Below are 24,521 nucleotides of genomic sequence, written 5' to 3'. Positions count from 1 at the left end.
CAGCTACAGCGCAGCTGCTGCGAAGGACGGGCAGGCGGATGAGGGGCGGCGCCGATGTCACGATTTTTCTTCCGGCGGCAATACCAGTTCGCGCTTGTCGAGGCCCAAATGATTACACAGCGCATCGACCACCACGCCGTGATCCTCGCGCTCCGGCAACCCGGAGACGGCGATGACGCCGATGACCCCGACACCCTTGACCGTGACGGGAAAGCCGCCGCCGGCCAGCACGTAGTCAGCAATATCCAGGCCCTCGCCGATCTTGAAAGTGCGGTCGGGGCGCTGCTGTTCCAGCACCATGCGGTAAGTGCTTTTCAGGAACCGCTTGACGACGTTGATCTTGCGCCGCGCCCAGTCGGGATTGGAAGCGTTCGAGCCCGGCATGGCGGCGTAGAACAGCGGCCGGTCGAAGGTCCTGATGTCGACTATGACCGGGAGATTCTCGGTGAGCGCCCTGTCGCGGATCGCGGACCCGACACTGAACGCGACTGCCTCGTCGAAGGCGGGAAAGACAAGGACTTCCTCCTGTCTCTTGATCAGAGCGATGTCTTCGGCAACGGCCATGTCGTTCCCCTTTCAACGTCGCCGCACGCTTTGACGGATGGTTGCCGCTGGGTCAAGCCCGGGTCAAGCAAGGAACGCGCCGTCACGTTCTAAATTGCCAAATCGGTTTTTGCCGGCCGACCCGCCACATAGACCTCGCGCACGGCGCGATCATCGCCCAGCGTCTGCAAGAGAAAGAGTTCCTGCGCCAGCGTCTCGACGGTCTCCATCCTGAGCCGCATCGACGACGTCGCCCTGGCGTCCAGCACGACGATATCGGCATCGGTGCCTTCCTCCAGCGTGCCGATCCTTTGCGCCACCGACAGCGCCTCGGCGTTGCCGCGCGTGACCTGCCAGAAGGACTGGAACGGGTTCAGCTTCTCGCCGTTCAGCGCGATCACCTTGTAGCCCTCGTCCATGGTGCGCAGCATGGAATAGTTGGTGCCGCCACCGACATCGGTGGCGGCGGCGATGCGGAGGGCTTTATCGCGGGTGCGGTAGCGCTGATAATCGAACAGGCCGGAGCCGAGGAAAAGGTTCGAGGTCGGGCAGAACACGGCTACGGAGCCGCTGTCCGAAAGCGCGTCCGCTTCCCGCTCCGACAGATGGATGCAATGGCCGAGCAGGCTCTTTCTACCCAACAGCCCGTAATGCTCATAGACGTCGGTGTAATCGCGCGACCACGGATAAAGCTCCTGCGTGAAGGCGATCTCGGCATGGTTTTCCGACAGATGCGTCTGGATGTGCAGGTCGGGGTATTCGCGGCATAGCGCGCCGGCCATCTCCATCTGCTCCGGCGACGAGGTGATCGCGAAGCGAGGGGTGATGGCATAAAGCTGCCGGCCCTTGCCGTGCCACTCCTTGATCAGCGCCTTGCTGTCGTCATAGCCCGATTGCGGCGTGTCGAGCACGCCATCGGGCGCGTTGCGGTCCATCATCACCTTGCCGGCGATGTTGAGCATGTTGCGGTCATGCGACTCGGCGAAGAAAGCTTCTGCGGAGGCCTTGTGCACGGAACAGTAGGCGGCAACCGTCGTGGTGCCGTGGCGCACCATCTCGTCGAGGAATAGCCGCGCGACGCGCCGGCCATGCTGCGCATTGGCGAACTTCGTCTCCTCCGGGAAAGTGTAGGCGTTCAGCCAATCGAGCAGTTCCGCGCCGTAGGAGGCGATGATCTGCATCTGCGGGAAATGCACATGGGCATCGATGAAGCCCGGAAGCAGCAGATGCGGCCGGTGATCAATCCTTCTCGTTGTCTCGCCTGCCTTCCTTTCAACATCGACGTAAGCGCCCGCAGCGACGATCCCGCCGTCGTGGATCAGCAGGCCGCCATCCTCCTCGTAGCGCCAGGCGGAATGATCATCGATGCTTTCAGGCCAGCGCACGAAGGACAGCGTGCGGCCACGCAGAAGTGTCGATGTCATGCTTATTTCCCCGCGCCTTCGAACCAGGCCACCAGCAGCGCCCGCTCCTTGTCGGTGATCTGGCTGACATTGGCGGGCGGCATGGCATGGCTGCGGCCGGCCTGCAGATAGATCTCGCGGGCATGCTCGGCGATGCCGGCGTCTGTATCCAGCATCACGCCCTTGGGCGCATGGTAGATGCCCTCGTAGACCGGCTCCTGTGAATGGCACATCGAGCAGCGGCCGAGCACGGTGTCGCGCACGGCCGGGAAATGGGCCGAAGCGATATAGACTTGCGCCGAGGCGGACGCCTTCGGTTCGCCGGTCAACACCTTCGGCACGGTGGACAACCAGACGATGATGAGGAACAGGACAAGGGCGCCCAGCCAGGTCCAGTGCGGGTTGCCGGCGCGCTTGTGCACGGTGTTGAAGTAGTGGCGGATCAACACGCCGATGATGAACACCAGGGAGGCGATGATCCAGTTGAACTCAGTGCCGAACGCCAGCGGGTAATGGTTCGACAGCATCAGAAACAGCACCGGCAGCGTCAGGTAATTGTTGTGGAGCGAGCGCTGCTTGGCGATCTTGCCGTATTTCGGATCCGGCTTGCGGCCGGCGATGAGGTCGGCAACGACGATCTTCTGGTTGGGGATGATGACCATGAAGACATTGGCCGACATGATCGTGGCGGTGATGGCGCCCAGATGCAGGAAAGCGGCGCGGCCGGTGAACAGATGGGTCAGTCCCCAGGCGATGAACACCAGCACGCAGTAGAGCACCAGCATCAGGCCTGTATCGCTTTTGCCCAGCGGCGAACGGCAGAGCAGGTCATAAACCACCCAGCCGACGCCGATCGTCGCCATCGACAGGACGATCCCGACCGGCACAGACATCGGCAGCACGTTGGGATCGATCAGGAACAGGTCGGCCCCGGCATAGTAGACCACGCACAGCATGGCGAAGCCGGACAGCCAGGTGGCGTAGGATTCCCATTTGAACCAGGTGAGGTGTTCCGGCATCTCGGCCGGCGCGACCAGGTATTTCTGGATGTGATAGAAGCCGCCGCCATGCACCTGCCACTCCTCGCCGAAGGCGCCGACAGGCATGCCCGGTCGCTGGCGCAAACCGAGATCAAGCGCGACGAAATAGAAGGACGAGCCGATCCAGGCGATGCCGGTGATGACGTGCAGCCAGCGCACGGCAAAGCTCAGCCAGTCCCAGAAAATAGCGAAATCCATCATTGAAGTCGTCCCTGCCGATGAAGCGACTTTACGGTGTGGCGCGCAAACGGAAAGAGGCGAGGTGTGCGATGACTTTCAAAAAAAATTGGAAAATACTAGGTTGCTCGCACACAGCTTGATTGAAAGCCCCTGAACCGCATGGCCTATCTCGACAACATCGCCGTCTTCGTCCGCGTGGTCGAGCTCGGCAATCTGTCGGCGGCCGGGCGCGACATGCGCATTTCGCCGGCGGTTGCTTCCAACCGAATCAAGGAGCTGGAGAAGCACCTTGGTGTGCGGCTGTTCAACCGCACGACACGACAATTGATGCCGACCGAGCATGGCACGGTGTTCTACACCGGCGCCAAGCAGGTGCTGGAAGCGATCACCGAGGCGGAGGCCGCGGTTTCGGCCCTTTCCGGTCAGCCGCGCGGCACCATCCGCGTGACCGCGCCGCTCGGCCTCGGCCGCCGCCTGGTCGCCTCGGGTATTCCCGATTTCCACGACAAATATCCTGATATCGAAGTGCGGCTGAGGCTCTCGGATCACAATGTCGATATCATGAAAGAGGGCATCGACGTCGCCTTCCGACTCGGTATCATCGAAGATTCCAGCCTCAGGATGCGCGGCATCATGGAATGCGAGCGGGTGCTGGTGGCGGCACCCAAATATCTGGAGGCGCGCGGAGAGCCGGCCGAGCCGCAGGAACTGATCAGCAGGAAGCACGATTGCCTGATGCTGCGCTATTCCGGCGCGCGCGAATATGTCTGGACCTTGCAGACGCCGAACGGACCGCAGAAATTCGAGGTGCACGGGCCCTATGATACGGACGATGGCGACGTGCTGACCGGCTGGGCGCTGTCGGGGCGCGGCATCATCAACAAGCCGCGCTTCGAGGTCGAGCCGTTCATCCGCGACCGGCGGCTGAGGATCATCCTGGCCGGCACGCCGCCGACGCCGGTGCAGTTCGCCGCCGTCTATCCGCACAAGAAGCTGCAGGACCCGAAGGTGCGCCTGCTGCTGGATTTCATGGCCGAGCGCTGCCAGCGGCTGATCAAGGACATACTGGTCGGCAAGTGAGCGGCTCCTGGCCCAGTCGCAAGGGTTGCCTTGCGCGAAGGCGAACTTAGGTTCGCGGATGCCGCCTCATGGCCGATGGGCTTTGCGCCGACTGACGAGCTAGCCACAATGCATCTCACCGTTTCGCTCAACATTGCCTCCACGGCCGGGCAGGCCGGCGCGCTCACCTTCAGCGACTTGGCCGGCTTCGCGCAGCGGGCGGAAGCGGCCGGGCTGGACATGATTGTTCTCGACGATGCGCCGCCGGGCAGGGCCGGGTCGGGCAACCCGTTCGAAGCGACGACCCTGCTTGCCGCACTGGCGACCGTGACGAGCAGGATCGGGCTGGTCGCCACCGCGTCGATGGTTGCCCACCAGCCCTACAATCTGGCGCGCCGGTTCGCCTCGCTCGATATCATCAGCCACGGTCGCGCCGGATGGAACGCAACGATGGCGCAGGCGCCGAGCGAGGCGGCCAATTTCAGCCGGCCGGATGGATTTTCCAGCGACGAGTTTCGCCGCCGCTCCGAGGAATACATCGGCATCGTCCAGGGCTTGTGGAATGGCTGGGAGGCGGACGCGCTGTTGTTCGACAAAGACAGCGGCCGCTTTCACGATCCCGGAAAAATGCACCAACTCGACCACAAGGGCGAATTCTTCGCCGTGCGCGGACCGCTGAACGTGGCGCGCTCGCCGCAGGATACGCCGGTTCTGGTCCTGTCCGGCCTGGCGGCAGGCGACCTCGACATTGCCGCGCGCACAGCCGATGTCATCCTGCTGGACGAAAGGCAGGCAGCGCGGCGCAGGGCACGCCATGACGAATTCAGGCGCCGCGTTTCCGCGTCCGGGCGCGAACCGGATGCCGTGAGAATATTGGCTGACATATCCCTCGCCGCCAACGGCGTCGCCGGGCTGGCCGACAGGATGGAGGAAGAATTCCGGGCGAACAATTGCGACGGATTCAACATCCGGCTGTCCGCGCACATTTCAGCGCTCGACGATTTCACCAATCGCGTTCTGCCGGAGCTGCGGCGGCGCGGCGTGATTCGACAGAGCCATGGGGGCACAACGCTGCGCTCGCATCTGGGACTCAGCGGCGGAGGCGACCGATGACCGCGCGCCAGATGAAGCTCGGCGTCTTTCTGTGGGCGACGGGCCACCATATCGCCGCCTGGCGGCATCCCCAGGCCCATGTGAAGGCCGGGATCGACATCGATCATTACGTCGCGCTGGCGCGCACGGCGGAAGCGGCGAAATTCGACCTGTTGTTCTGCGAGGATGCGGCCGGCCTGCGCGAAGCCGATGTCAGCATCGCCAGCCAGACCTCGCGTTCGATCGGCTTCGAGCCGATCAGCCTGCTTTCCGCACTCGCTGTCCAGACCAGCCGCATCGGCCTCGTCTCCACGGCTTCGACCAGCTACAACGAGCCTTACGGGCTGGCACGAACCTTCCTTTCGCTCGACCAGCTGAGCGGCGGGCGCGCCGGCTGGAACCTGGTCACGTCGGCCAGCCCGATCGAGGCCGCCAACTTCGGCGCAACGGGTCTCAGACCCCACGCCGATCGTTATGAACGGGCACGAGAATTCGCCGAAGTCGTCACCAGGCTTTGGCACGGCAAGCTCGGCGCCTCCGGCCATGACGGCCAGAGCTTTTCGGTGTGCGATCCACTCGATTTGCCGCGTTCGCCGCAGGGCGCCCCGGTCATGGTTCAGGCCGGCGCCTCGGATGTCGGCCGCGATCTCGCCGCTCGCACCGCCGATGTGGTGTTCACCGCCGCGCAGACTTTCGCGGAAGCGAAGGCTTTCTACGACGATCTCAAGGGCCGTCTGGCGGCCTATGGACGCGAACCGGACGACATCAAGATCATGCCCGGCGTCGCCCCGGTGGTGGCGGAAACCGAAGCGGAAGCGCGGGCGAAATACGAGGAGCTGCAGGAGCTGATCCCCGATGACGTCGGCGTAGCGCTGCTGTCCAGCTATCTCAGCATCTCCGATCTTCGGCGCTATCCGCTCGACGGGCCGCTGCCCGAATTGCCGGAGAGCGAAGGCATGAAAAGCCGGCAGGCCCTGGTCATCGAGCAATCGCGCCGCGACGGCCTTTCCATCCGCCAGCTTGCCCGCCATTTCGCCGGCGCACGCGGCCATTGGCGCATCGTCGGGACCGTGGTGCAGATCGCAGACGAACTCCAGGCCCGGTTCGAGGGCGGTGCGGCGGACGGCTTCAACGTCATGCCGTCATATTTCCCCGGCGAACTCGATGCCTTCGCCACCCTAGTTGTGCCGGAGCTGCAGCGGCGCGGCCTGTTTCGCAGGGAGTATGAGGGCCGCACACTGCGCGATCATCTGGGCTTGAAGCAACCGGTATAGCCGCGACGTGACCTTACCCGGCCAACGTCCTATCATGCGGCATCTGACGTCCGGCATTTGACGCGGCGCCGTGATTGACCAGCGCCGTCATGATCTCGGCGGCCGCTAGCGCGGCAATGACGGATGGGCGCTTGTCTTTCACGGCGTCACCGCCAATTGGGGAAACGAGGCGGGCAAACTGCGCTTCCGTACCCTCCGCCGATTTCAGCAACCAGTTCCTGAACGTCGCTTTCTTGGTCTTCGAGCCGATCATGCCGACATAGGCGGTGTCGCCACGCTTCAGGGCTTCGGCGACAATCAGGAAGTCCAGCGCATGATCATGGGTGAGGATGGCGAAGGCGCTGCCTGCAGGCGCGTTGCGCACCTCGGCTTCAGGCATCGGGGTCAGCCGCGTCTCGACGGCTTCCGGCATTCCGTCTAGCGCGTCGGCCCGTGTTTCGATGACAACGGCACGCACAGGGAGAAGCGCTACCGCGGAGGCCAGCGCCTGCCCGACGTGGCCGCCGCCGAAGATGTAGACATAAGGCAGTTCAGCCTGCTCGATTTCCGCGGCCGAAATCAGCTCCTGCGCCAACGTCGCATCGACGAGGCGGATCGACACCTCGACGCGCCCGCCGCAGCATTGGCCGATCTCCGGACCGAGCGCCACGTCGAGGATCACGTGGGCGTCGGGGCGGGTCTCTTCACCCTCCCCCTTGTGGATAGGGTTGGACGACGTCGTCGTCGAGGGATCTGTGAACGCCGCTCCCCCGCCCCGTTTCGCTGACGCCGCTTCGCGGCGTCCGCTCGCCGACCCTCCCCGCAAGGAGGAGGGTAAAGAGCCCAGCATCTGCCGTGCCTTGTCGATGGCCATATATTCCAGTTGGCCGCCGCCGATCGTGCCCGATGTCGCTGCTTGCGAGACGAGCATGAAGGCGCCCTTCTCGCGCGGCGTCGAGCCCTTCGTCGCCGCGACCTCGACGAGCGCGACCCGGCCGGTTTGGCCAAGAAAGGCTTTCAGGCTTTGCACAGTCGTGTTCATTTTTTACATTCCCTGTCGGGAAATATAGGCCTTTTCGGCCTGTTTTGCACGTTTTGCCGGAGTCAGGTCTTCGCCTCTTTCTTCAGCCGCTCGATCGCCATCAGCACGCGTTCCGGTGTCGCAGGCGCATCGAGACGTGGACAGATCCTGTGGTCGGCGACGCTTGCCACCGCGTCGGACAGGGCATGCAGCACCGACATGCCGAGCGGGAAGGGCGGCTCGCCGACCGCCTTGGAGCGATGGATCGTCGGCTCACCGGCCTCCGGCCAATCGGCCAGTGTCACGTTGAAGATCTTAGGCCGGTCCGACGCCAGCGGGATCTTATAGGTCGAGGGCGCATGCGTGCGCAGCCGGCCCTTGTCATCCCACCACAGTTCCTCGGTCGTCAGCCAGCCCATGCCCTGGATAAAGCCGCCCTCGACCTGGCCGAGGTCGATGGCGCGGTTCAGCGAGCGGCCCGTCTCGTGCAGGATGTCGGTGCGTTCGACCATGTATTCGCCGGTCAGCGTGTCGACCGAGACTTCCGAGCAGGAGGCGCCATAGGCGAAATAATAGAAAGGACGGCCCTCGCCCTTGTCGCGGTCCCAGTGGATCTTCGGCGTCTTGTAAAAGCCGGCCGCCGAAAGCTGGATGCGGGCCATATAGGCCTGCTTGACGAGGTCGGCGAAAGGTATCTCCTGGTTGCCGATTCGCACCCTGTTGGGCAGGAACAGCACCTGGTCGCGTGGCACCTGGTATTTCTCGGCGGCGAAATCGGTCAGCCGGTCCTTGATCTGGCGGGCGCCATTCTGCGCCGCCATTCCATTGAGGTCGGTGCCGGACGACGCGGCGGTGGCCGAGGTGTTCGGCACCTTGCCGGTGGTCGTCGCGGTGATCTTCACCTGGTCGAGATCGATCTGGAACTCTTGCGCCACCACTTGCGCCACCTTGACGTTGAGGCCCTGCCCCATCTCGGTGCCGCCATGGTTCAGATGCACCGAACCGTCGGTGTAGACATGCACCAGCGCGCCGGCCTGGTTGTAATGCGTGGCGGTAAACGAGATGCCGAATTTGACCGGCGTCAGTGCGAGGCCTCGCTTGATGAAGCGGCTGTTGTTGTTGAAGGCCGAGATTTCGCGCCGGCGCCTTGCATAGCTGGCGCTTTCTTCCAGTTCCGCGACGATGCGGTGGATGATGTTGTCCTCGACCGCCTGGTGGTAGGGCGTGACGTTGCGGTCGGCGGTTCCATAGAAATTCCGCTTGCGGATCTCAAGCGGGTCCTTGCCGACGGCAAACGCCACCTCGTCGATGATACGCTCGGCGCCGACCATGCCTTGAGGGCCGCCGAAGCCGCGAAAGGCGGTGTTCGAGACCGTGTTGGTGTAGAGCGGCGCCGACTGTGCATGCACAGCCGGCCAGAAATAGGTGTTGTCGCAGTGGAACAGCGCGCGGTCGGTGACCGGGCCTGAAAGGTCCGCAGAAAAGCCGCAGCGCGCCGCGAACATGAAGTCGACGCCGAGAATATTGCCCTCATCGTCGAAGCCGGCTTCGTAGTCGATGAGGAAATCGTGCCGCTTGCCGGTGGCGATCATGTCGTCATCGCGATCGGGCCGGATTTTCACTGCCCGATGATGCTTCTTGGCTGCGATCGCGGCCAGCGCTGCAAACTGGTTGCCCTGCGTTTCCTTGCCGCCGAAGCCACCCCCCATGCGACGCATTTCCACGGTAATGGCGTTGCTCGGCACGCCGAGTGCATGACCAACCATGTGCTGGACTTCGCTCGGATGCTGCGTCGAGGAATAGATGGTGACGTCCTGATCCTCGCCGGGAACCGCCATCGCGATATGCCCTTCGAGGTAGAAATGCTCCTGGCCGCCGACGCGCATTTTTCCTTTCAGCCGGCGGGGGGCCTGACGGATCGCAGCAGCCGCGTCGCCGCGCTTCAGCGTCAGAGGCGGCGTGACGAGTTTGTCCTTGCTCGGATCAAGCGCGCCGATGTCGGTGACGAAAGGCAATTCCTCGTATTCGACCCTTGCCAGCCTCGTGGCGCGCCGCGCCTGCTCGCGCGTCTCGGCAATCACGCAAAAGATCGGCTGGCCGAAAAACTGTACCTTGCCGTCGGCGAGTACCGGCTCGTCATGGCGCCCGGTCGGCGAAATGTCGTTCTCGCCCGGCACATCCTTTGCCGTGAGCACGTCGATCACGCCGGGGGCGGCGCGCACCGCCGACAGGTCCATTTTGGCGATGGCGGCATGCGTGGCCGTGGCCAAGCCGAGGCAGCCATGCAGCGTGCCCGCCGGTTCGGGCATATCATCGATGTAAACGGCGCTGCCGCTGACATGCTTGTGCGCGGAATCATGGCGCTGGTCTGTGGCGACGCCGCCGACGATCTTTTCGGCCTTTAAATTGGCGCTGGCGTGCTTGTTCATCATGCCGCCTCGTTGCGCGACACCTGGAACGGTGCCCTGGTGCCGGTGGTTTCGACAAAGAAACGCAGCAACAAGTTTTTCGCCGCCAAAGCCCGATATTCAGCGCTTGCCCGCATGTCGGTGAGCGGCGTGAAATCCGTTGGGTATTCGGTCATCGCCGCCTCGACTGTTTCTTCGGTCCAGGGTTTGCCGAGCAGAGCTTTCTCGACCGCCGCAGCCCGCTTCGGCGTCGCCGCCATGCCGCCATAGGCGATGCGGATATCGGCCACGGTGCCGTCCCTGGCCAAGGTCAGAAAAAACGCGCCGAGGGCGGCGGTGATATCCTCGTCGCGGCGCTTGGTGATCTTGTAGACGCCGAACTTCGTTTCGTTTGCCGGAACCGGCACATGCACGGCCTCGACGAACTCGCCGGCCTGCCGGTCCTGCTTGCCATAGGCGATGAAGAAATCCTCGAGCGGGATCGTGCGCCGCTTGCTTCCACGGCGCAGCGTCAGCCGCGCGCCGAGCGCGATGAATGGCGGCGGTGTGTCGCCGATCGGCGAGCCATTGGCGATGTTGCCGCCGATCGTGCCCATGTTGCGCACCTGTTCGCCGCCGATGCGATCGAACAATGGCCCGAGCGCCGGGATGCGTTTCGACAGCATCGCGAAGGCATCGGAATAGGTGACGCCGGCGCCGATCGAGATCACGTCCTTGTCCTCGGCAATGGCGCACAGCCCGTCGAGATTGCCGATGAAGATGACAGGCGAAATATCGCGCATGTGCTTGGTCACCCAGAGACCGACATCGGTCGAGCCGGCGACGATGGTGGCGCCCGGTTCCTTGTCGAGCACGGAGGCGAAATCGTCAACGTCAGCCGGCACGACGAGCCGCGCCTTGCCGGCGCCGATCTCGATCCGTGCGCCGTCGCCCATCGCCTCGAGTCTGGCCATGATCGACTGACGCTCCAGCGCCAGCGGATCCTTCTGTGCTTTGCCGTAGCTGGAGATGGCGCGAGCCGCGCGCATGATCGCCTCATAGCCGGTGCAGCGGCAGAGATTGCCCTGCAAGGCCTTTTCGATGGCCGCGTCCGACGGTTCCGGTGATTTCATCCACAAGCCGTAAAGCGACATGACGAAACCTGGCGTGCAGAAGCCGCATTGCGAACCGTGGAAATCCACCATCGCCTGCTGCACCGGGTGCAACTGGCCCGGCGTTCCACGGAGATGCTCGACCGTCACGACATGGGTGCCGTCCAACGAACCCAGAAAGCGGATGCAGGCGTTGACACTTTCATAGACCAGTTCGCCGGCGGAAAGCCTGCCGACCAGCACGGTACAGGCGCCGCAATCGCCCTCTGCGCAGCCTTCCTTGGTGCCGCGCAGCGATCGGTCGAGCCGCAGCCAGTCGAGCAAGGTCGCGTCAGGCGCCACGGATGACAGCACGACATCCCTGCCGTTGAGGATAAAACGAATATCGTTACGGATCTTGACCTCGGCCACGTCTCAGCTCCCCCTGTAAGTCGAATAGCCGTAGGGCGAGACGAGCAGCGGCACATGATAGTGCACGGCATCCGCCATGCCGAAGCGGATCGGCACGGTGTCGAGGAAGGCCGGCTCGGGCAGTTTCGTTCCCTGGCGCCGCAGATAGTCGCCAGCGGCGAAAACCAGCTCGTATTCGCCGGTCTGGAAATCCGCGTCGGCCAAAAGCGGTGCGTCGCAACGGCCATCGGCGTTGGTGGCGACCGTCTTCAGATGCGTCCTGGCCGGGCCATCGATCCGGTAGAGCGCGATCGACAATCCCGCCGCGGGCTTGCCGGTTGCCGTATCCAGGACATGGGTCGTCAGACGCCCGCCATCGATTTTCGACGTTTCTGCCATTGTCCGCCTCCCATTCCAACACGAACAAACCGGCCGGTACAGCCAAACATTGCTGATGAATTGTGCGCCAATTAAAGGCGATGCATAAGTCCCGGTCGAGCGGAGTGCGACAAAAACACTTTCAAAAATTTTCGGGGGAATGCGAGAAGCACCCTTTCGATATCCTGATCATACTTCGGGCGATGCCCCGTGGGAGGGACGATGCGTTACACCAGAGACATGCGCGGCTACGGAGCCAATCCGCCGGATCCCAAATGGCCCGGTGGCGCGCATGTGGCCGTGCAATTCGTCGTCAATTACGAAGAAGGCGGCGAGAACTGCGTCCTGCATGGCGACAAGGCTTCGGAAGCCTTCCTGTCGGAAATCGTCGGCGCGGCTCCCTGGGCGGGCCAACGCCATTGGAACATGGAATCGATCTACGAATATGGGGCGCGGGCAGGCTTCTGGCGGCTGCTTCGCCTGTTCACCGAGGCCGAGGTGCCAGTGACCTGTTACGGCGTCGCCACGGCACTCGCCCGCTCGCCCGATCAGGTGACGGCGATGCAGGATGCCGGCTGGGAGATCGCCTCGCACGGGCTGAAATGGATCGACTACCGCGACCACAGCGCCGAGGACGAGCGCCGCGACCTCAAGGAGGCGATCCGGCTGCACTACGAAGTGACAGGCACGCGCCCGACGGGCTGGTACACCGGCCGGACGTCGGTCAACACCGTGCGGCTGGTGGCGGAGGAAGGCGGCTTCGACTACGTCTCCGACACTTATGACGACGAACTGCCCTACTGGTTCGCGGATGACGGGACCGACAGGCCACAGCTCATCATCCCCTACACGCTCGATGCCAACGACATGCGCTTCGCCACGCCGCAGGGCTTCAACTCGGGCGACCAGTTCTTCGCCTATCTGAAGGACAGTTTCGACACGCTCTATGCCGAAGGCAAGGCTGGGCGGCCGCGCATGATGAATATCGGCCTGCACTGTCGCCTCGTCGGGCGGCCGGGGCGGGTGGCGGCGCTGAAGCGCTTCGTCGACTATGTGAAGTCGCACGACAAGGTCTGGCTGGCGCGGCGTATCGACATCGCCAGGCATTGGCGCGAGACCCATCCATACAAGCAGCCGGTGCTGCGCCCTTCGAGGATGGAATTCGAGGCCTTCGTGCATGCTTTCGGCGGCGTTTTCGAACATTCGCCGTGGATAGCCGAGCGCGCCTACGAGCTGGAACTTGGCCCGGCGCACGACAGCGCCGGCGGCCTGCACAATGCGCTCTGCCGCGTTTTCCGCGCCGCAAGCGAAACGGAGCGGCTGGGCGTGCTCAACGCCCATCCAGACCTTGCCGGCAAGCTGGCAAGGGCCAGGCGGCTGACGGCGGAATCAGCCAGGGAACAGGCTTCGGCCGGCCTCGATGAGCTGACCGACAAGGAGCGCGAGCTGTTTTCCAAGCTTAACGCCGCCTACGTCACCACCTTCGGTTTCCCGTTCATCGTCGCGGTGAAGGGCAAGACCAGGCAAGAAATCCTGGCGGAGTTCGAAAGGCGCATCGGCAACAGCCGCGGCGTCGAATTCGAGACCGCCTGCAAACAGGTCGAGCGCATCGCGCTCTTCCGCCTCAAGGACATGCTTCCGCAATAGGTTTGAACCCATGGATACGATCAGGATGCCCGAGCGAACCTATTATGCTCCACATGGCGGCCATTCCGGCCAGAGTGAGCTTCTGACCGGCCGCGCCGTCTTCACCGAGGCCTATGCCGTCATCCCCAAGGGCGTGATGCAGGACATCGTCACCAGCGCCCTGCCATTCTGGGACAAGACCCGCGTCTGGATATTGTCGAGGCCGCTGTCGGGCTTTGCCGAGACGTTTTCGCAGTACATCGTAGAGATCGCGCCCGGCGGTGGCAGCGACCGGCCGGAACCCGATGCCGGCGCCGAGGGCGCCTTGTTCGTGGTCGAAGGCGAACTGACCGTCCTGCTTGCCGGCGAAAGACATGTCTTGCGGCCGGGCGGCTTCGCCTTCCTGCCGCCGTCGAGCGGCTGGACTGTTCGCAACGAAAGCAATGCGGCTGTCCGCTTTCACTGGATACGCAAGGCTTATGAGTCCGTCAGCGGCCTCGAGGTCCCGCAAGCCTTCTTCACCAACGAGCAGGACATCGGGCCGACGCCGATGCCCGGTACCGACGGCCGTTGGGCGACGACGCGCTTCGTCGATCCGGCCGACATGCGCCATGACATGCACATGACCATCGTCACCCTCGAACCGGGCGCGGTCATTCCCTTTGCCGAGACCCATGTCATGGAGCACGGGCTCTATGTCCTGGAAGGCAAGGCCGTCTACCGGCTCAACCAGGACTGGGTCGAGGTGGAGGCCGGCGACTATATGTGGCTGCGCGCCTTCTGTCCGCAGGCCTGCTATGCCGGCGGACCGGGAAAATTCCGCTATCTGCTCTACAAGGACGTCAACCGGCACGCCAAGCTCGGCAGTGCCGGGATCGCAGGGCGTGCGCCGTGACCCGCATCGTCGCGCGGCCGCTGACCCGCGAGGGCTTTGCCCCGTTCGGCGATGTCATCGACATGGGCGGCGACAACCACTACCCGATCAATGGCGGCAAGGCCGAGCGCTACCATGATCTGGCGACCGCCGAGGCCGTGGGGCCGAATGCGCGCGTGCTGATCTCGATGGTGCGCGGCACGCCTTACGAATTGCCGCTGGCGCTGACCATGGTCGAGCGTCACCCGCTCGGCAGCCAGGCCTTTGTCCCGCTGTCGCCACGACCGTTCCTGGTCGTCGTCTGTCATGACGGCAAGGACGGTCCGGCCGAGCCGCATGCCTTCATCACCAAGCCAGGGCAAGGCATCAATTATTCACGCAATCTATGGCACGGCGTACTGACGCCATTGGGTGAGCCCCAGGATTTCCTGATCGTCGACCGTGGCGGCGACGGCTCCAATCTCGAAGAATTCCATTTTTCGCACGCCTACGAGATTCATCTCCCCGACGAGATCCTTTGATGACCGACATTTCGCTGATCGACCGCCTGCTCGACGTCATCGAGCACGACATCGTGCCGAAGACGCAGGAAGGCGTCGCCCATGGCAACAAGCTGTTCGGCGCGGCGATCCTGAAGAAAGGCGACCGCTCGCTGGTGCTGGCCGAAACCAACAACGAGATCGAAAACCCGCTCTGGCATGGCGAAGTGCACTGCCTGAAACGCTTCTACGAAATGCCCAAAGCCGAACGTGTCGACACCAAGGAGGCCATCTTCCTGGCCACGCACGAGCCCTGTTCGCTCTGCCTGTCGGCGATCACCTGGACCGGTTTCGACAATTTCTACTATCTGTTCAGCCACGAGGATTCGCGCGACAGTTTTGCCATCCCGCACGATCTGAAAATCCTGAAAGAGGTCTTCACCCTCGATCCCGGCGGTTACAATGCCGAGAACGCCTATTGGAAGAGCTTTTCGATCCGCAGGCTGGTGCGGGCGCTGCCCGAGGCGGAACGCGGGCGGCTGGAGGCGCGCATCGGCAAGATTGCAGCACTTTATGAAGCGCTCTCTGGCGACTACCAGGCCAACAAGGCCGAGAACGACATTCCGCTGAACTGAGGGCACCAAGCAGCGGCACAGGTCGCATATTCCACTGCTCCAGTCGCGAATGGCGATTGAAACTTGCCGCGCCGCGAGGCGTTATGCGCGCCATGAAAACCGTCACCGAGTTTCCCCGCAAGGTCGTCGAATTCCCTGATATGGGCATCGTTATGCCGGATGGCTGCCGGCTGTCGGCGCGGGTGTGGATGCCGGAAGATGCCGGCGACGATCCGGTGCCTGTCATCCTCGAGCACCTGCCCTACCGCAAGCGCGACGGCACCATCTTTCGCGACCAGCTGACGCATCCCTATTTCGCCGGCCACGGCTATGCCTCGATCCGTGTCGACATGCGCGGCAATGGCGATTCCGAAGGGCTGATGGACGACGAATATTCCGAGCAGGAGTTGCAGGACGCCTGCGACGTCATCGCCTGGGCGGCGGCTCAACCCTGGTGCAACGGCAATGTCGGCATGATGGGTATTTCCTGGGGCGGCTTCAACTGCCTGCAGGTGGCAGCCATGCAGCCGCCGGCGCTCAAGGCGGTCATCAGCCTGTGCTCGACCGTTGATCGCTATGCCGACGACATCCACTACAAGGGCGGCTGCCTGCTGCTGGAAAATTTCGGCTGGGCCTCGACAATGCTGTCCTATTCGTCACGGCCGCCGGACCCGCTGCTGGCGGGCGACAACAGATGGCGCGACCTGTGGCTCAGCCGACTGGAGAACCAGTCGTTCCTTTTGCCGCTCTGGCTTGGCCACCAGCACCGCGACGCCTACTGGAAACGCGGCTCGATCTGCGAGGATTTCTCCGCCGTCAAGGCCGCGGTGCTGTCGATCGGCGGCTGGCATGACGGCTACCGCAACACCATCTCGCATCTCGTCGCCAACATCGAGGCGCCGGTCAAAGGCATCGTCGGCCCCTGGATCCACAAATACCCGCATTATGCCGGGCCCCAGCCGGCAATCGGCTTCCTGCAGGAAGCGCTACGCTGGTGGGACCGCTGGCTAAAGGGCGTCGAGACCGGCGTCGAGGCCGACCCGGCCTACCGCGCCTATGTGATGGACAGCGTGCGGCCGGCGCGCTGGCATCCGGAACGGCCGGGCCGCTGGGTGGCGGAGCGGCAGTGGCCTTCGCCCGACATCAAGACGCAAACGATCGAATTGATCCCGGCGGGCGGTAAATCCGTCACCATCGCTTCGCCGCAAAGCTGTGGGCTGGCCGGCGGTGAGTATTTCCCGTTCACCTTCGGCCCGGAATTGCCGGGCGACCAGCGTCCCGACGACGCGCTGTCGGTGTGTTTCGACCAGCCGGAACTCGCCGAGGCGATCGACGTCGTCGGCGCACCGGAAGTCGACGTCCGGTTATCCTGCGACCGCCCGCAGGCCAACATCGCGGTGCGGCTTTGCGACGTGCATCCCGATGGCGCCTCCGAATTGATCTCCTATGGCGTGCTCAACCTGACGCATCGCCTCTCGCACGAATTCCCGCAAGCGCTTGTCCCCGGCGAGAGCGTTTCGGCACGCGTCGTGCTCGACCAGTGCGCCTATCGCGTGCCGGCCGGCCACCATTTGCGCATAGCCGTCTCGAACGCCTATTGGCCCATGATCTGGCCCTCGCCGGAGCCGGTCCGCCTGAGCCTGTCGGCGGCGACGCTGAAGCTGCCGCTGCGCCCGCTGGCGACGGGCGACGAGGTCACGTTCGCCGCGCCGGAGGCTGCTTCCCCCTGGGCAACCGAGACGATCCGCCCGGCCAATTCGGAACGCCGCGTCGACCGCGACGAGAAGACCGGCATCGTCACGCTTTCCATAGAAGACGATTTCGGCGAGGTGCGCGATCTTGCACATGGCCTGGCGAACGGCAGCATCGCCCGCGAGACCTGGACGATCCATCCGGACGATCCGTTGTCGGCTGGGGGACGGACGCATTGGACGCAAACCCTGTCGCGAAGCGGATGGTCGGTGCGCACCGAAACATCGGCCGAAATACGCTCGGACGCCAAAAACTTCATCGTAAGCGCCCGAATTGAAGCTTACGAAGGCGAAAAACTCGTCTTCGAACGCGATTTTGAACAGGCGGTTCCGCGCTCGCTTGTTTGAGCGGCAAGGCATTGGTCCAATTGCGACGTGCCATTTACGCCACGGCATGTCGCATTCGGTCTTGCTTACCGCTTTCCCTTGCGGTCATTATTCCCCTCACAAGAAACAAGAAAACGACCACTAAGGTCGAACCAACAGAGTGAGGAACTCAAAATGTCAAACGAACTGGAATTCCTTAGCCGACGCGTCGCCTCAGGCAAGCTCAGCCGTCGGGATTTTCTCGGCCGGGCGGCAGCGCTCGGCGTCACCGCGACCTTCGCCAACTCACTGCTTTCGAGCGCGGCGCGCGCAGCCGGCCCGGTCAAGGGCGGCACGCTCAAGGCAGGCCTGGTTGGCGGCGAGTCCACCAACAGCCTGGATCCAGCCCTGTTCATGACGCAGGTGCCGTTCGCCTTCGGCAAGATGTGGGGCGAACTGATCGTCGAGCTTTCCCCAGAGGGCAAGCTCGAGAACCGCATCGCCGAGGAGATCGGCTCGTCCGACGATGCCAAGGTCTGGACACTGAAGATCCGCGACGGCGTCGAATTCCACAATGGCAAGACGGTGACCGCCGAAGACGTCGCCGCCACGCTCGAGCGTCATTCGGACGAGAAGTCGAAGTCCGGCGCGCTCGGCTACATGAAAGGCATCGAAAGCATCAAGGCCAGCGGCAAGGAAGTGGTGCTGACGCTGAAGGAGGCCAATGCCGATCTGCCCTACCTGCTCAGCGACTACCACCTGATCGTCCAGCCCAATGGCGGCAAGGACAAGGCCGATGCCGGCATCTCGGCGGGCCCTTACAAGGTCACCACCAACGAGCCCGGCGTGCGCCATGGCGGCGAGCGCTTCGCCAATTACTGGCAGGGCGACAAGATGGGCCATGCCGACCAGATCGAGATCATCGTCATCAACGACGCTACGGCCCGTACGGCCGCCCTGCAGGGCGGCCAGGTCAACATGGTCAACCGCGTCGAGCCGAAGATCGTCGACCTGATCAAACGCGTGCCGGGCGTCACCATCCGCAACCATGCGGGACCGGGCCACTACGTCTTCATCATGCACTGCAATACGGCGCCGTTCGACAACAACGACCTCAGGATGGCGCTGAAGCTGGCGATCGACCGCGAAGAAATGCTGAAGAAGGTGCTGCGCGGTTACGGTTCGCTCGGCAATGATTTCCCGATCAATGCCGCCTACCCGCTGTTCACCGAGATCGAGCAGCGCACATACGATCCGGACAAGGCCAAGTTCCACTACAAGAAGTCGGGGCATGACGGCGCGGTGCTGCTCAGGACCTCCGACGTCGCCTTTCCCGGCGCCGTCGACGCGTCCCAGCTTTTCCAGCAGAGCGCGGCCAAGGCCGGCATCCAGATCGAGCTCAAGCGCGAGCCGGGCGACGGCTACTGGAACGAGGTCTGGAACAAGCAGCCCTTCTGCGCCTCCTATTGGGGCGGACGCTCGACCCAGGACCAGATGTACTCGACCGCCTACCTGTCGACCGCCGACTGGAACGACACGCGTTTCAAGCGCCCGGATTTCGACAAGATGGTGCTGGCGGCGCGCGCCGAGCTGGACGAGGCCAAGCGCAAGGCGATGTATCACGACATGGCCGTCATGGTGCGCGACGAAGGCGGCCTGATCCTGCCGATGTTCAACCAGTTCATCGACGCCACCGGCGCCAAGGTGGGCGGCTGGGTGGACGATCCGCACCAGGAGTTGATGAATGGCTATGCCCTGGCAAAGTGCTGGCTCGAAGCCTGAGCCGGCCTTGCCCAGATGTCCTCACCCATCGTGAAACTGGTGGCCCAGCGCGTCGCGCTGGGCATCCTCCTTTTGTTGGCCGTCTCGGTCCTGATCTTCGCCGGCACACAGATCCTGCCCGGCGACGTCGCGCAAGCCATCCTAGGGCAGTCGGCGACACCGGAATCGCTCGCCAATCTGCGTGAGCAGCTTGGGCTCAACGATCCGGCCTATATCAGGTATTTCCGCTGGCTCGGCGGCGTTTTGACCGGCGATCTCGGGACCGCCATGTCGAGCGGACAGGATATCGCAACATCGATCAAGGGCCGGCTGTGGAACACGCTTTTCCTCGCCTTCTGGGCGGCGATCGTGGCCATTCCACTGGCCATAACGCTTGGCCTGATCGCGGTGCGCTACCGCAATGGCTGGGTCGACAAGCTGATCTCGGGACTGGCGCTCGCCTCGACCTCCTTCCCGGAATTCTTCATCGGCTACTTGCTGGTCTTCTACTTCGCGGTTCAGCATCAGTGGTTCCCCGCCATCTCGACCGTCTATGACGGCATGCCTTTCGGTGAACGCATGCAGGCGATCGCGCTGCCGGCGGCGGCGCTGACGCTGGTGGTGCTTGCCCATATGATGCGCATGACGCGCGCTGCGATCCTAAACGTCATGCAATCGGCCTATGTGGAGACCGCCGAGCTCAAGGGGCTCTCGGCTTTCGCGGTCATCCGCAAACATGCCTTCCCGAACGCCATCGCGCCGATCATCAACGTCGTCATGCTCAACCTCGCCTATCTGATCGTCGGCGTGGTCGTGGTCGAAGTGATCTTCGTCTATCCCGGCATGGGGCAGTATCTGGTCGATCACGTCACCAAGCGCGACGTGCCGGTGGTGCAGGCGGTCGGACTGATCTTCGCCGCCGTCTATATCGGCCTCAACATCATCGCTGACATAGCGGCAATCGTCGCCAATCCGCGCCTGAGGCATCCCAAATGAAGAGGGCGGGCATGCTCGACATCAAACGCATCCCCGTGCCCGCGCTGGTCGGCCTGGTGCTGACGGCCCTGTTCGTGCTGGCGGCCATCTTCGCGCCGTGGCTTGCGCCGCACGGCAATGGCGAGATCGTCGGCGACGTCTGGGAGCCCATGTCGGCGGCGCACTGGCTGGGCACCGACAACCTTGGCCGCGATCTGCTGTCGCGCATGATCTATGGTGCGCGCATCACCCTTTTCATCGCAGTGCTCGCCACGGCGTTGTCCTTCTCGCTTGGCGCCATTCTCGGCTTTTCGGCGGCGGTGTTCGGCGGCTGGTTCGACACGCTGCTGTCGCGCCTCGTCGATCTTCTGATGTCGATCCCGACGCTGATCATGGGCCTTGTCGTGCTCTCGGTGCTGCCGACAAACCTGGTGACGCTGATCCTGGTGATGGGCATTCTCGACTCGACCCGCGTCTACCGCCTGTCGCGCGCGGTGGCCGTCGACATCAACGTCATGGACTATGTCGAAGCCGCCAAGCTGCGCGGCGAAGGCAGCACCTGGATCATCTTCCGCGAGATCCTGCCCAATGCGCTGTCGCCGCTGGTCTCGGAACTCGGCCTGCGCTTCATCTATGCCGTGCTGTTCCTGTCGACGCTCTCCTTTCTTGGCCTCGGCGTACAGCCGCCGGATGCCGACTGGGGCGGCATGGTCAAGGAAAACAAGGACGGCATCGTCTTCGGCATTGCCGCGGCGCTCATACCGGCGGCCGCGATCGCGGCGCTTGCGATCTCGGTCAATCTCGTCGCCGACTGGGTGCTCAACCGCACGACAAGCCTGAAAGGAGGACGCGGATGATGGCCGACAGCAAAGCGAAATCCAGCCCGTTCCTCGATATCCGCAACCTGCGCATCGAAGCCATGGTCTACCCACCGGGCGAAGCGCCAAAGACCATCACGCTCGTCCACGACGTCTCGCTGACCCTGGAAAAGGGCAAGGTGCTCGGCCTGATCGGCGAATCCGGTGCCGGCAAGTCGACCATCGGCCTGTCTTCGATGGGTTATGGGCGCGGCGGCGTGCGCATCACCGGCGGCGAGGTGCTCCTCAACGGCCGCGACATCCTCAAGGGCGGCAAGGAAGGTTTCCGCAGGCTGCGCGGCCGCGAGGTCTGCTATGTCGCGCAGTCGGCGGCAGCGGCGTTCAACCCGGCGCACAGGCTGATGGACCAGGTTGTCGAAGCCACCCTCCTGCACGGCAGGGCGACGCGCGCGGAGGCCGAGAAACGCGCCGTCGCGCTGTTCAAGAAGCTGAGCCTGCCCAATCCCGAAACCATCGGCGAGCGTTTCCCGCACCAGGTCTCCGGAGGCCAGCTGCAGCGTGTGATGACGGCGATGGCGCTGTGCTCGGAACCGGACCTGATCGTCTTCGACGAGCCGACGACGGCGCTCGACGTGACGACGCAGATCGACGTGCTGTCGGCGATCAAGGACGCCATCCGCGACACGCATGTGGCCGCGCTCTACATCACCCACGACCTCGCCGTCGTCGCCCAGGTGTCGGACGAGATCATGGTGCTGCGCCACGGCCGGCTGGTCGAATGGGGCGGCACCCGCCAGATCATCAAGGAGCCGCGCCAGGAGTACACCAACGCTCTGGTGTCAGTGCACGAGATCGAACACGCCGAGCAGAAACCCGGCGTCTCGCCATTCCTGTCCGTGAAGAACGTCACCGCCGCGTATGGCGGCGGTCATGTCAAGGTGCTGAAGAACGTCTCCGTCGATATCTATCCCGGCCAGACGCTGGCGGTGGTCGGCGAGTCCGGCTCCGGCAAGTCGACGCTGGCGCGCGCCATCACAGGGCTCCTGCCGCCCGAACAGGGCACGGTGACCTTCGACGGGCGCCCGCTTGCCAACCGACTTGCCGACCGGCCGAAGGAGGATCTGCGGCAGCTGCAGATGATCTACCAGATGGCCGACGTGGCCATGAACCCGCGCCAGACCGTCGGCACCATCATCGGCCGGCCGCTGGAGTTCTATTTCGGCATGCGGGGACGTGAGCGCGACCGGCGCGTCGCCGAATTGCTCGACGAGATCGAGATGGGCAAAGGCTTCCTCGACCGCTATCCGGCGGAGCTGTCGGGCGGCCAGAAGCAGCGCGTCTGCATCGCCCGCTCGCTCGCCGCCAAACCGAAGCTGATCATCTGCGACGAGGTGACCTCGGCGCTCGACCCGCTGGTGGCCAACGGCATTCTCAAGCTTTTATTGAACCTGCAGCAGCACGAGAAGGTCGCATATCTCTTCATTACCCACGACCTTGCGACGGTAAGGTCGATCGCCGATTCGATCGCGGTGATGTATCGCGGCGAGGTGGTCCGTTACGGTTCCAAAAGCAAGGTGCTCACACCGCCTTTCGATGCCTATACCGACCTCCTGCTGTCCTCGGTTCCGGAAATGGAGATCGGCTGGCTGGAAAAGGCGATCAAGGGGCGACGCATGGCGAGCGCCGGGAACTAGCCAGCGGTTCGCCAGTCAAGGAGATGACGAACGTCATCCGGATGCAACACTGGAGGGCCAGACGTCCTTCGGACGGCATCGCCTGTGTGCGGTTGTTTCAAAAAGGGGTAGGACATGAAGACTGAACTCGACCATCTCGCTGAACTCGCCGGCCAAGGCCGGATATCGCGGCGTGACTTTCTCGGGCGCACCGCGGCGCTGGGCATGTCGGCGGCGCTGGCAACGACGCTGGCCGGGAAAGCCTTCGCGCAGACGCCCGTCAAGGGCGGCATTCTCAAGGCCGGCCTGCAGGGCGGCGAATCGACCAACAGCCTCGATCCGGCGCTGAACCTCAGCCAGGTCACCTTCAGCTTCGGCAAGCAGTGGGGCGAATATCTGGTTCGCCTCACCCCCGACAACAGGTTGGTCAACCTGATCGCCGAGGACATCGGCGCTTCCCCGGATGCCAAGACCTGGACGATCAAGATCCGCGACGGCATCGAGTTCCACAATGGCAAGACGGTCGGCGCGGAGGATGTCGCGGCCACCATCGAGCGCCACGCCGACGAGAAGTCGAAGTCGGGCGCACTCGGCATTCTCAAAAACATCAAGGGCATCAAGGCCAAGGGCAAGGAGGTCGTCGTCACGCTTGCCGACGCCGATGCCGACTTCCCCTATCTGATGGCCGACTATCATCTCGTCATCCAGCCCAATGGCGGCAAGGACAATCCGAACGCGGGCATCAGCGCCGGCCCCTATAAGGTGACCGTCAACCAGCCCGGCGTGCGCCACGGCGGCGAGCGCTTCGCCAATTACTGGCAGGGCGACAAGGCGGGCCATGCCGACCAGGTCGAGATCGTCGTCATCAACGATGCGACGGCGCGGCTGGCGGCCCTGCAAGGCGGCCAGGTGCACATGATCAATCGCGTCGAGCCGAAGGTGGTCGATCTCGTCAAGCGCATCCCCGGCGTCAGCATCGAGAACGTTTCGGGCAAGGGCTATTACCCGTTCAACATGTTCTGCGACACCGCGCCCTTCGACAACGGCGATCTCAGGATGGCGCTCAAGCTCGCCATGGACCGCGACGAGATGCTGGAAAAGATCCTGCGCGGCTACGGTTCGGTCGGCAATGACTTCCCGATCAACGAGGCCTATCCGCTGTTTTCGGCCATCGAACAGCGCAAATTCGACCCGGAAAAGGCTGCGGCGCTCTACAAGAAGTCGGGCCACAGCGGCTCGATCCTGCTGCGCACCTCCGACGTCGCCTTCCCCGGGGCCGTCGATGCGGCACAGCTCTATCAGCAGAGCGCCGCCAAGGCAGGCATCAAGATCGAGATCAAGCGCGAGCCTGGCGACGGCTATTGGTCGGAGGTCTGGAACAAGCAGCCTTTCTCGCTGTCTTACTGGGGCGGGCGTGCCACGCAGGACCAGATGTATTCCACCGGCTATGTGTCGAACGCCGACTGGAACGACACGCGTTTCAAGCGGCCCGAGTTCGACAAGATGCTGTTTGCAGCGCGCGGCGAGCTCGACCAGGACAAGCGCAAGGCGATCTATCACGACATGGCCGTGCTGATGCGCGACGAAGGCGGATTGATCGTGCCTTTCTTCAACCAGTTCATCGACGCCGCCACCAACAAGATCGGCGGCTTCGCCAAGAGCCCGATCGGCGAGATGATGGACGGCTACGCGCTCGCCGAATGCTGGCTGAACGCCTGACATCAAGTTCCCGCCGAAAGCGCCGCGTGTCCGTGCGACACGCGGCGTGCTCGTTCCCCCGACAATC

Annotated in this window: 20 protein-coding genes; 13 read left to right on the top strand and 7 right to left on the bottom strand. The window is 63.6% G+C overall.

The window, feature by feature from the left end:
* Positions 1–57: 57 nt before the first annotated feature.
* From FJ428_RS29205 to FJ428_RS29195, 3 genes are all read right to left on the bottom strand, one after another.
* Positions 58–564, bottom strand: coding sequence for a heme-degrading domain-containing protein (locus tag FJ428_RS29205; protein WP_140580611.1), 507 nt, complete (start codon positions 562–564; stop codon positions 58–60).
* A gap of 89 nt (positions 565–653) precedes the next feature.
* Complete coding sequence (guaD, locus tag FJ428_RS29200; protein WP_140525601.1) at positions 654–1,967, bottom strand: guanine deaminase; 1,314 nt, start codon at positions 1,965–1,967, stop codon at positions 654–656.
* A 2-nt stretch (positions 1,968–1,969) separates the two neighbouring features.
* Complete coding sequence (locus tag FJ428_RS29195) at positions 1,970–3,187, bottom strand: urate hydroxylase PuuD (protein WP_140501161.1); 1,218 nt, start codon at positions 3,185–3,187, stop codon at positions 1,970–1,972.
* 138 nt (positions 3,188–3,325) lie between these two features.
* Here FJ428_RS29195 and FJ428_RS29190 point away from each other — a divergent pair, with 138 nt between their 5' ends.
* From FJ428_RS29190 to FJ428_RS29180, 3 genes are all read left to right on the top strand, one after another.
* The gene (locus FJ428_RS29190; RefSeq protein ID WP_140558761.1) at positions 3,326–4,246 is read left to right on the top strand and encodes a LysR family transcriptional regulator; all 921 of its coding nucleotides are present in this window, start codon (positions 3,326–3,328) and stop codon (positions 4,244–4,246) included.
* Positions 4,247–4,354: 108 nt separating this feature from the next.
* Positions 4,355–5,338 (top strand): LLM class flavin-dependent oxidoreductase, encoded by a 984-nt coding sequence (locus FJ428_RS29185; protein ID WP_140558762.1) that lies wholly within the window; start codon positions 4,355–4,357, stop codon positions 5,336–5,338.
* Positions 5,335–6,591: an LLM class flavin-dependent oxidoreductase gene (locus tag FJ428_RS29180; protein WP_140880700.1), complete on the top strand. Its 1,257-nt coding sequence runs from the start codon at positions 5,335–5,337 to the stop codon at positions 6,589–6,591. The genes FJ428_RS29185 and FJ428_RS29180 overlap by 4 nt, the downstream gene beginning before the upstream one ends.
* A gap of 13 nt (positions 6,592–6,604) precedes the next feature.
* On the opposite strand, the gene xdhC is transcribed toward FJ428_RS29180, so the two are convergent.
* From xdhC to uraH, 4 genes are all read right to left on the bottom strand, one after another.
* Positions 6,605–7,612 (bottom strand): xanthine dehydrogenase accessory protein XdhC, encoded by a 1,008-nt coding sequence (gene xdhC, locus FJ428_RS29175; RefSeq protein WP_140664222.1) that lies wholly within the window; start codon positions 7,610–7,612, stop codon positions 6,605–6,607.
* A gap of 62 nt (positions 7,613–7,674) precedes the next feature.
* The gene (gene xdhB, locus FJ428_RS29170; RefSeq protein ID WP_140658494.1) at positions 7,675–10,020 is read right to left on the bottom strand and encodes a xanthine dehydrogenase molybdopterin binding subunit; all 2,346 of its coding nucleotides are present in this window, start codon (positions 10,018–10,020) and stop codon (positions 7,675–7,677) included.
* Entirely contained in the window at positions 10,020–11,501 is a 1,482-nt protein-coding gene (gene xdhA, locus FJ428_RS29165) for a xanthine dehydrogenase small subunit (protein ID WP_140880698.1), read from the bottom strand. The genes xdhB and xdhA overlap by 1 nt, the downstream gene beginning before the upstream one ends.
* Positions 11,502–11,504: 3 nt before the next feature.
* Complete coding sequence (uraH, locus tag FJ428_RS29160; protein WP_140501174.1) at positions 11,505–11,879, bottom strand: hydroxyisourate hydrolase; 375 nt, start codon at positions 11,877–11,879, stop codon at positions 11,505–11,507.
* Positions 11,880–12,080: 201 nt separating this feature from the next.
* On the opposite strand from uraH, the gene puuE reads away from it, so the two are divergent.
* From puuE to FJ428_RS29110, 10 genes are all read left to right on the top strand, one after another.
* Positions 12,081–13,505 carry an allantoinase PuuE gene (puuE, locus tag FJ428_RS29155; protein ID WP_140512811.1) on the top strand — a complete coding sequence of 475 codons (1,425 nt, stop codon included), beginning with the start codon at positions 12,081–12,083 and terminating at the stop codon, positions 13,503–13,505.
* A gap of 10 nt (positions 13,506–13,515) precedes the next feature.
* On the top strand, positions 13,516–14,379 hold the full coding sequence (locus FJ428_RS29150; RefSeq protein ID WP_140501178.1) for a bifunctional allantoicase/(S)-ureidoglycine aminohydrolase: 864 nt from the start codon (positions 13,516–13,518) through the stop codon (positions 14,377–14,379).
* Positions 14,376–14,879, top strand: coding sequence for an ureidoglycolate lyase (locus FJ428_RS29145; protein WP_140501180.1), 504 nt, complete (start codon positions 14,376–14,378; stop codon positions 14,877–14,879). Before FJ428_RS29150 ends, FJ428_RS29145 begins: the two co-directional genes overlap by 4 nt.
* Positions 14,879–15,472 (top strand): nucleoside deaminase, encoded by a 594-nt coding sequence (locus FJ428_RS29140; protein WP_140501182.1) that lies wholly within the window; start codon positions 14,879–14,881, stop codon positions 15,470–15,472. The genes FJ428_RS29145 and FJ428_RS29140 overlap by 1 nt, the downstream gene beginning before the upstream one ends.
* A 92-nt stretch (positions 15,473–15,564) precedes the next feature.
* Positions 15,565–17,550 carry a CocE/NonD family hydrolase gene (locus FJ428_RS29135; protein WP_140650880.1) on the top strand — a complete coding sequence of 662 codons (1,986 nt, stop codon included), beginning with the start codon at positions 15,565–15,567 and terminating at the stop codon, positions 17,548–17,550.
* Between the two features lie 153 nt (positions 17,551–17,703).
* The gene (locus tag FJ428_RS29130; protein ID WP_140512805.1) at positions 17,704–19,290 is read left to right on the top strand and encodes an ABC transporter substrate-binding protein; all 1,587 of its coding nucleotides are present in this window, start codon (positions 17,704–17,706) and stop codon (positions 19,288–19,290) included.
* A 15-nt stretch (positions 19,291–19,305) separates the two neighbouring features.
* Positions 19,306–20,265 carry an ABC transporter permease gene (locus FJ428_RS29125; RefSeq protein ID WP_140512803.1) on the top strand — a complete coding sequence of 320 codons (960 nt, stop codon included), beginning with the start codon at positions 19,306–19,308 and terminating at the stop codon, positions 20,263–20,265.
* 11 nt (positions 20,266–20,276) lie between these two features.
* Complete coding sequence (locus tag FJ428_RS29120) at positions 20,277–21,101, top strand: ABC transporter permease (RefSeq protein ID WP_140501190.1); 825 nt, start codon at positions 20,277–20,279, stop codon at positions 21,099–21,101.
* On the top strand, positions 21,101–22,756 hold the full coding sequence (locus FJ428_RS29115) for an ABC transporter ATP-binding protein (protein ID WP_140880719.1): 1,656 nt from the start codon (positions 21,101–21,103) through the stop codon (positions 22,754–22,756). Before FJ428_RS29120 ends, FJ428_RS29115 begins: the two co-directional genes overlap by 1 nt.
* A gap of 114 nt (positions 22,757–22,870) precedes the next feature.
* Positions 22,871–24,454, top strand: a complete 1,584-nt coding sequence (locus FJ428_RS29110) for an ABC transporter substrate-binding protein (protein ID WP_140501192.1) — start codon at positions 22,871–22,873, stop codon at positions 24,452–24,454.
* The last annotated feature ends 67 nt before the right edge of the window (positions 24,455–24,521 follow it).

This window comes from Mesorhizobium sp. B2-8-1, assembly GCF_006440955.1.
Taxonomy (GTDB): Bacteria; Pseudomonadota; Alphaproteobacteria; order Rhizobiales; family Rhizobiaceae; genus Mesorhizobium.
This window is presented reverse-complemented; position numbering and strand designations above follow the sequence as displayed.

Bases quoted from the DNA above. Each gene is read 5' to 3' on its own strand.
- puuE (WP_140512811.1), top strand. From the start codon at position 12,081: ATGCGTTACACCAGAGACATGCGCGGCTACGGAGCCAATCCGCCGGAT.
- FJ428_RS29110 (WP_140501192.1), top strand. From the start codon at position 22,871: ATGAAGACTGAACTCGACCATCTCGCTGAACTCGCCGGCCAAGGCCGG.
- FJ428_RS29125 (WP_140512803.1), top strand. From the start codon at position 19,306: ATGTCCTCACCCATCGTGAAACTGGTGGCCCAGCGCGTCGCGCTGGGC.
- FJ428_RS29130 (WP_140512805.1), top strand. From the start codon at position 17,704: ATGTCAAACGAACTGGAATTCCTTAGCCGACGCGTCGCCTCAGGCAAG.
- FJ428_RS29190 (WP_140558761.1), top strand. From the start codon at position 3,326: ATGGCCTATCTCGACAACATCGCCGTCTTCGTCCGCGTGGTCGAGCTC.
- FJ428_RS29135 (WP_140650880.1), top strand. From the start codon at position 15,565: ATGAAAACCGTCACCGAGTTTCCCCGCAAGGTCGTCGAATTCCCTGAT.
- FJ428_RS29195 (WP_140501161.1), bottom strand. From the start codon at position 3,187: ATGATGGATTTCGCTATTTTCTGGGACTGGCTGAGCTTTGCCGTGCGC.
- FJ428_RS29115 (WP_140880719.1), top strand. From the start codon at position 21,101: ATGGCCGACAGCAAAGCGAAATCCAGCCCGTTCCTCGATATCCGCAAC.
- xdhC (WP_140664222.1), bottom strand. From the start codon at position 7,612: ATGAACACGACTGTGCAAAGCCTGAAAGCCTTTCTTGGCCAAACCGGC.
- FJ428_RS29180 (WP_140880700.1), top strand. From the start codon at position 5,335: ATGACCGCGCGCCAGATGAAGCTCGGCGTCTTTCTGTGGGCGACGGGC.
- FJ428_RS29185 (WP_140558762.1), top strand. From the start codon at position 4,355: ATGCATCTCACCGTTTCGCTCAACATTGCCTCCACGGCCGGGCAGGCC.
- uraH (WP_140501174.1), bottom strand. From the start codon at position 11,879: ATGGCAGAAACGTCGAAAATCGATGGCGGGCGTCTGACGACCCATGTC.
- FJ428_RS29205 (WP_140580611.1), bottom strand. From the start codon at position 564: ATGGCCGTTGCCGAAGACATCGCTCTGATCAAGAGACAGGAGGAAGTC.
- xdhB (WP_140658494.1), bottom strand. From the start codon at position 10,020: ATGAACAAGCACGCCAGCGCCAATTTAAAGGCCGAAAAGATCGTCGGC.
- FJ428_RS29150 (WP_140501178.1), top strand. From the start codon at position 13,516: ATGGATACGATCAGGATGCCCGAGCGAACCTATTATGCTCCACATGGC.
- FJ428_RS29120 (WP_140501190.1), top strand. From the start codon at position 20,277: ATGCTCGACATCAAACGCATCCCCGTGCCCGCGCTGGTCGGCCTGGTG.
- guaD (WP_140525601.1), bottom strand. From the start codon at position 1,967: ATGACATCGACACTTCTGCGTGGCCGCACGCTGTCCTTCGTGCGCTGG.
- FJ428_RS29140 (WP_140501182.1), top strand. From the start codon at position 14,879: ATGACCGACATTTCGCTGATCGACCGCCTGCTCGACGTCATCGAGCAC.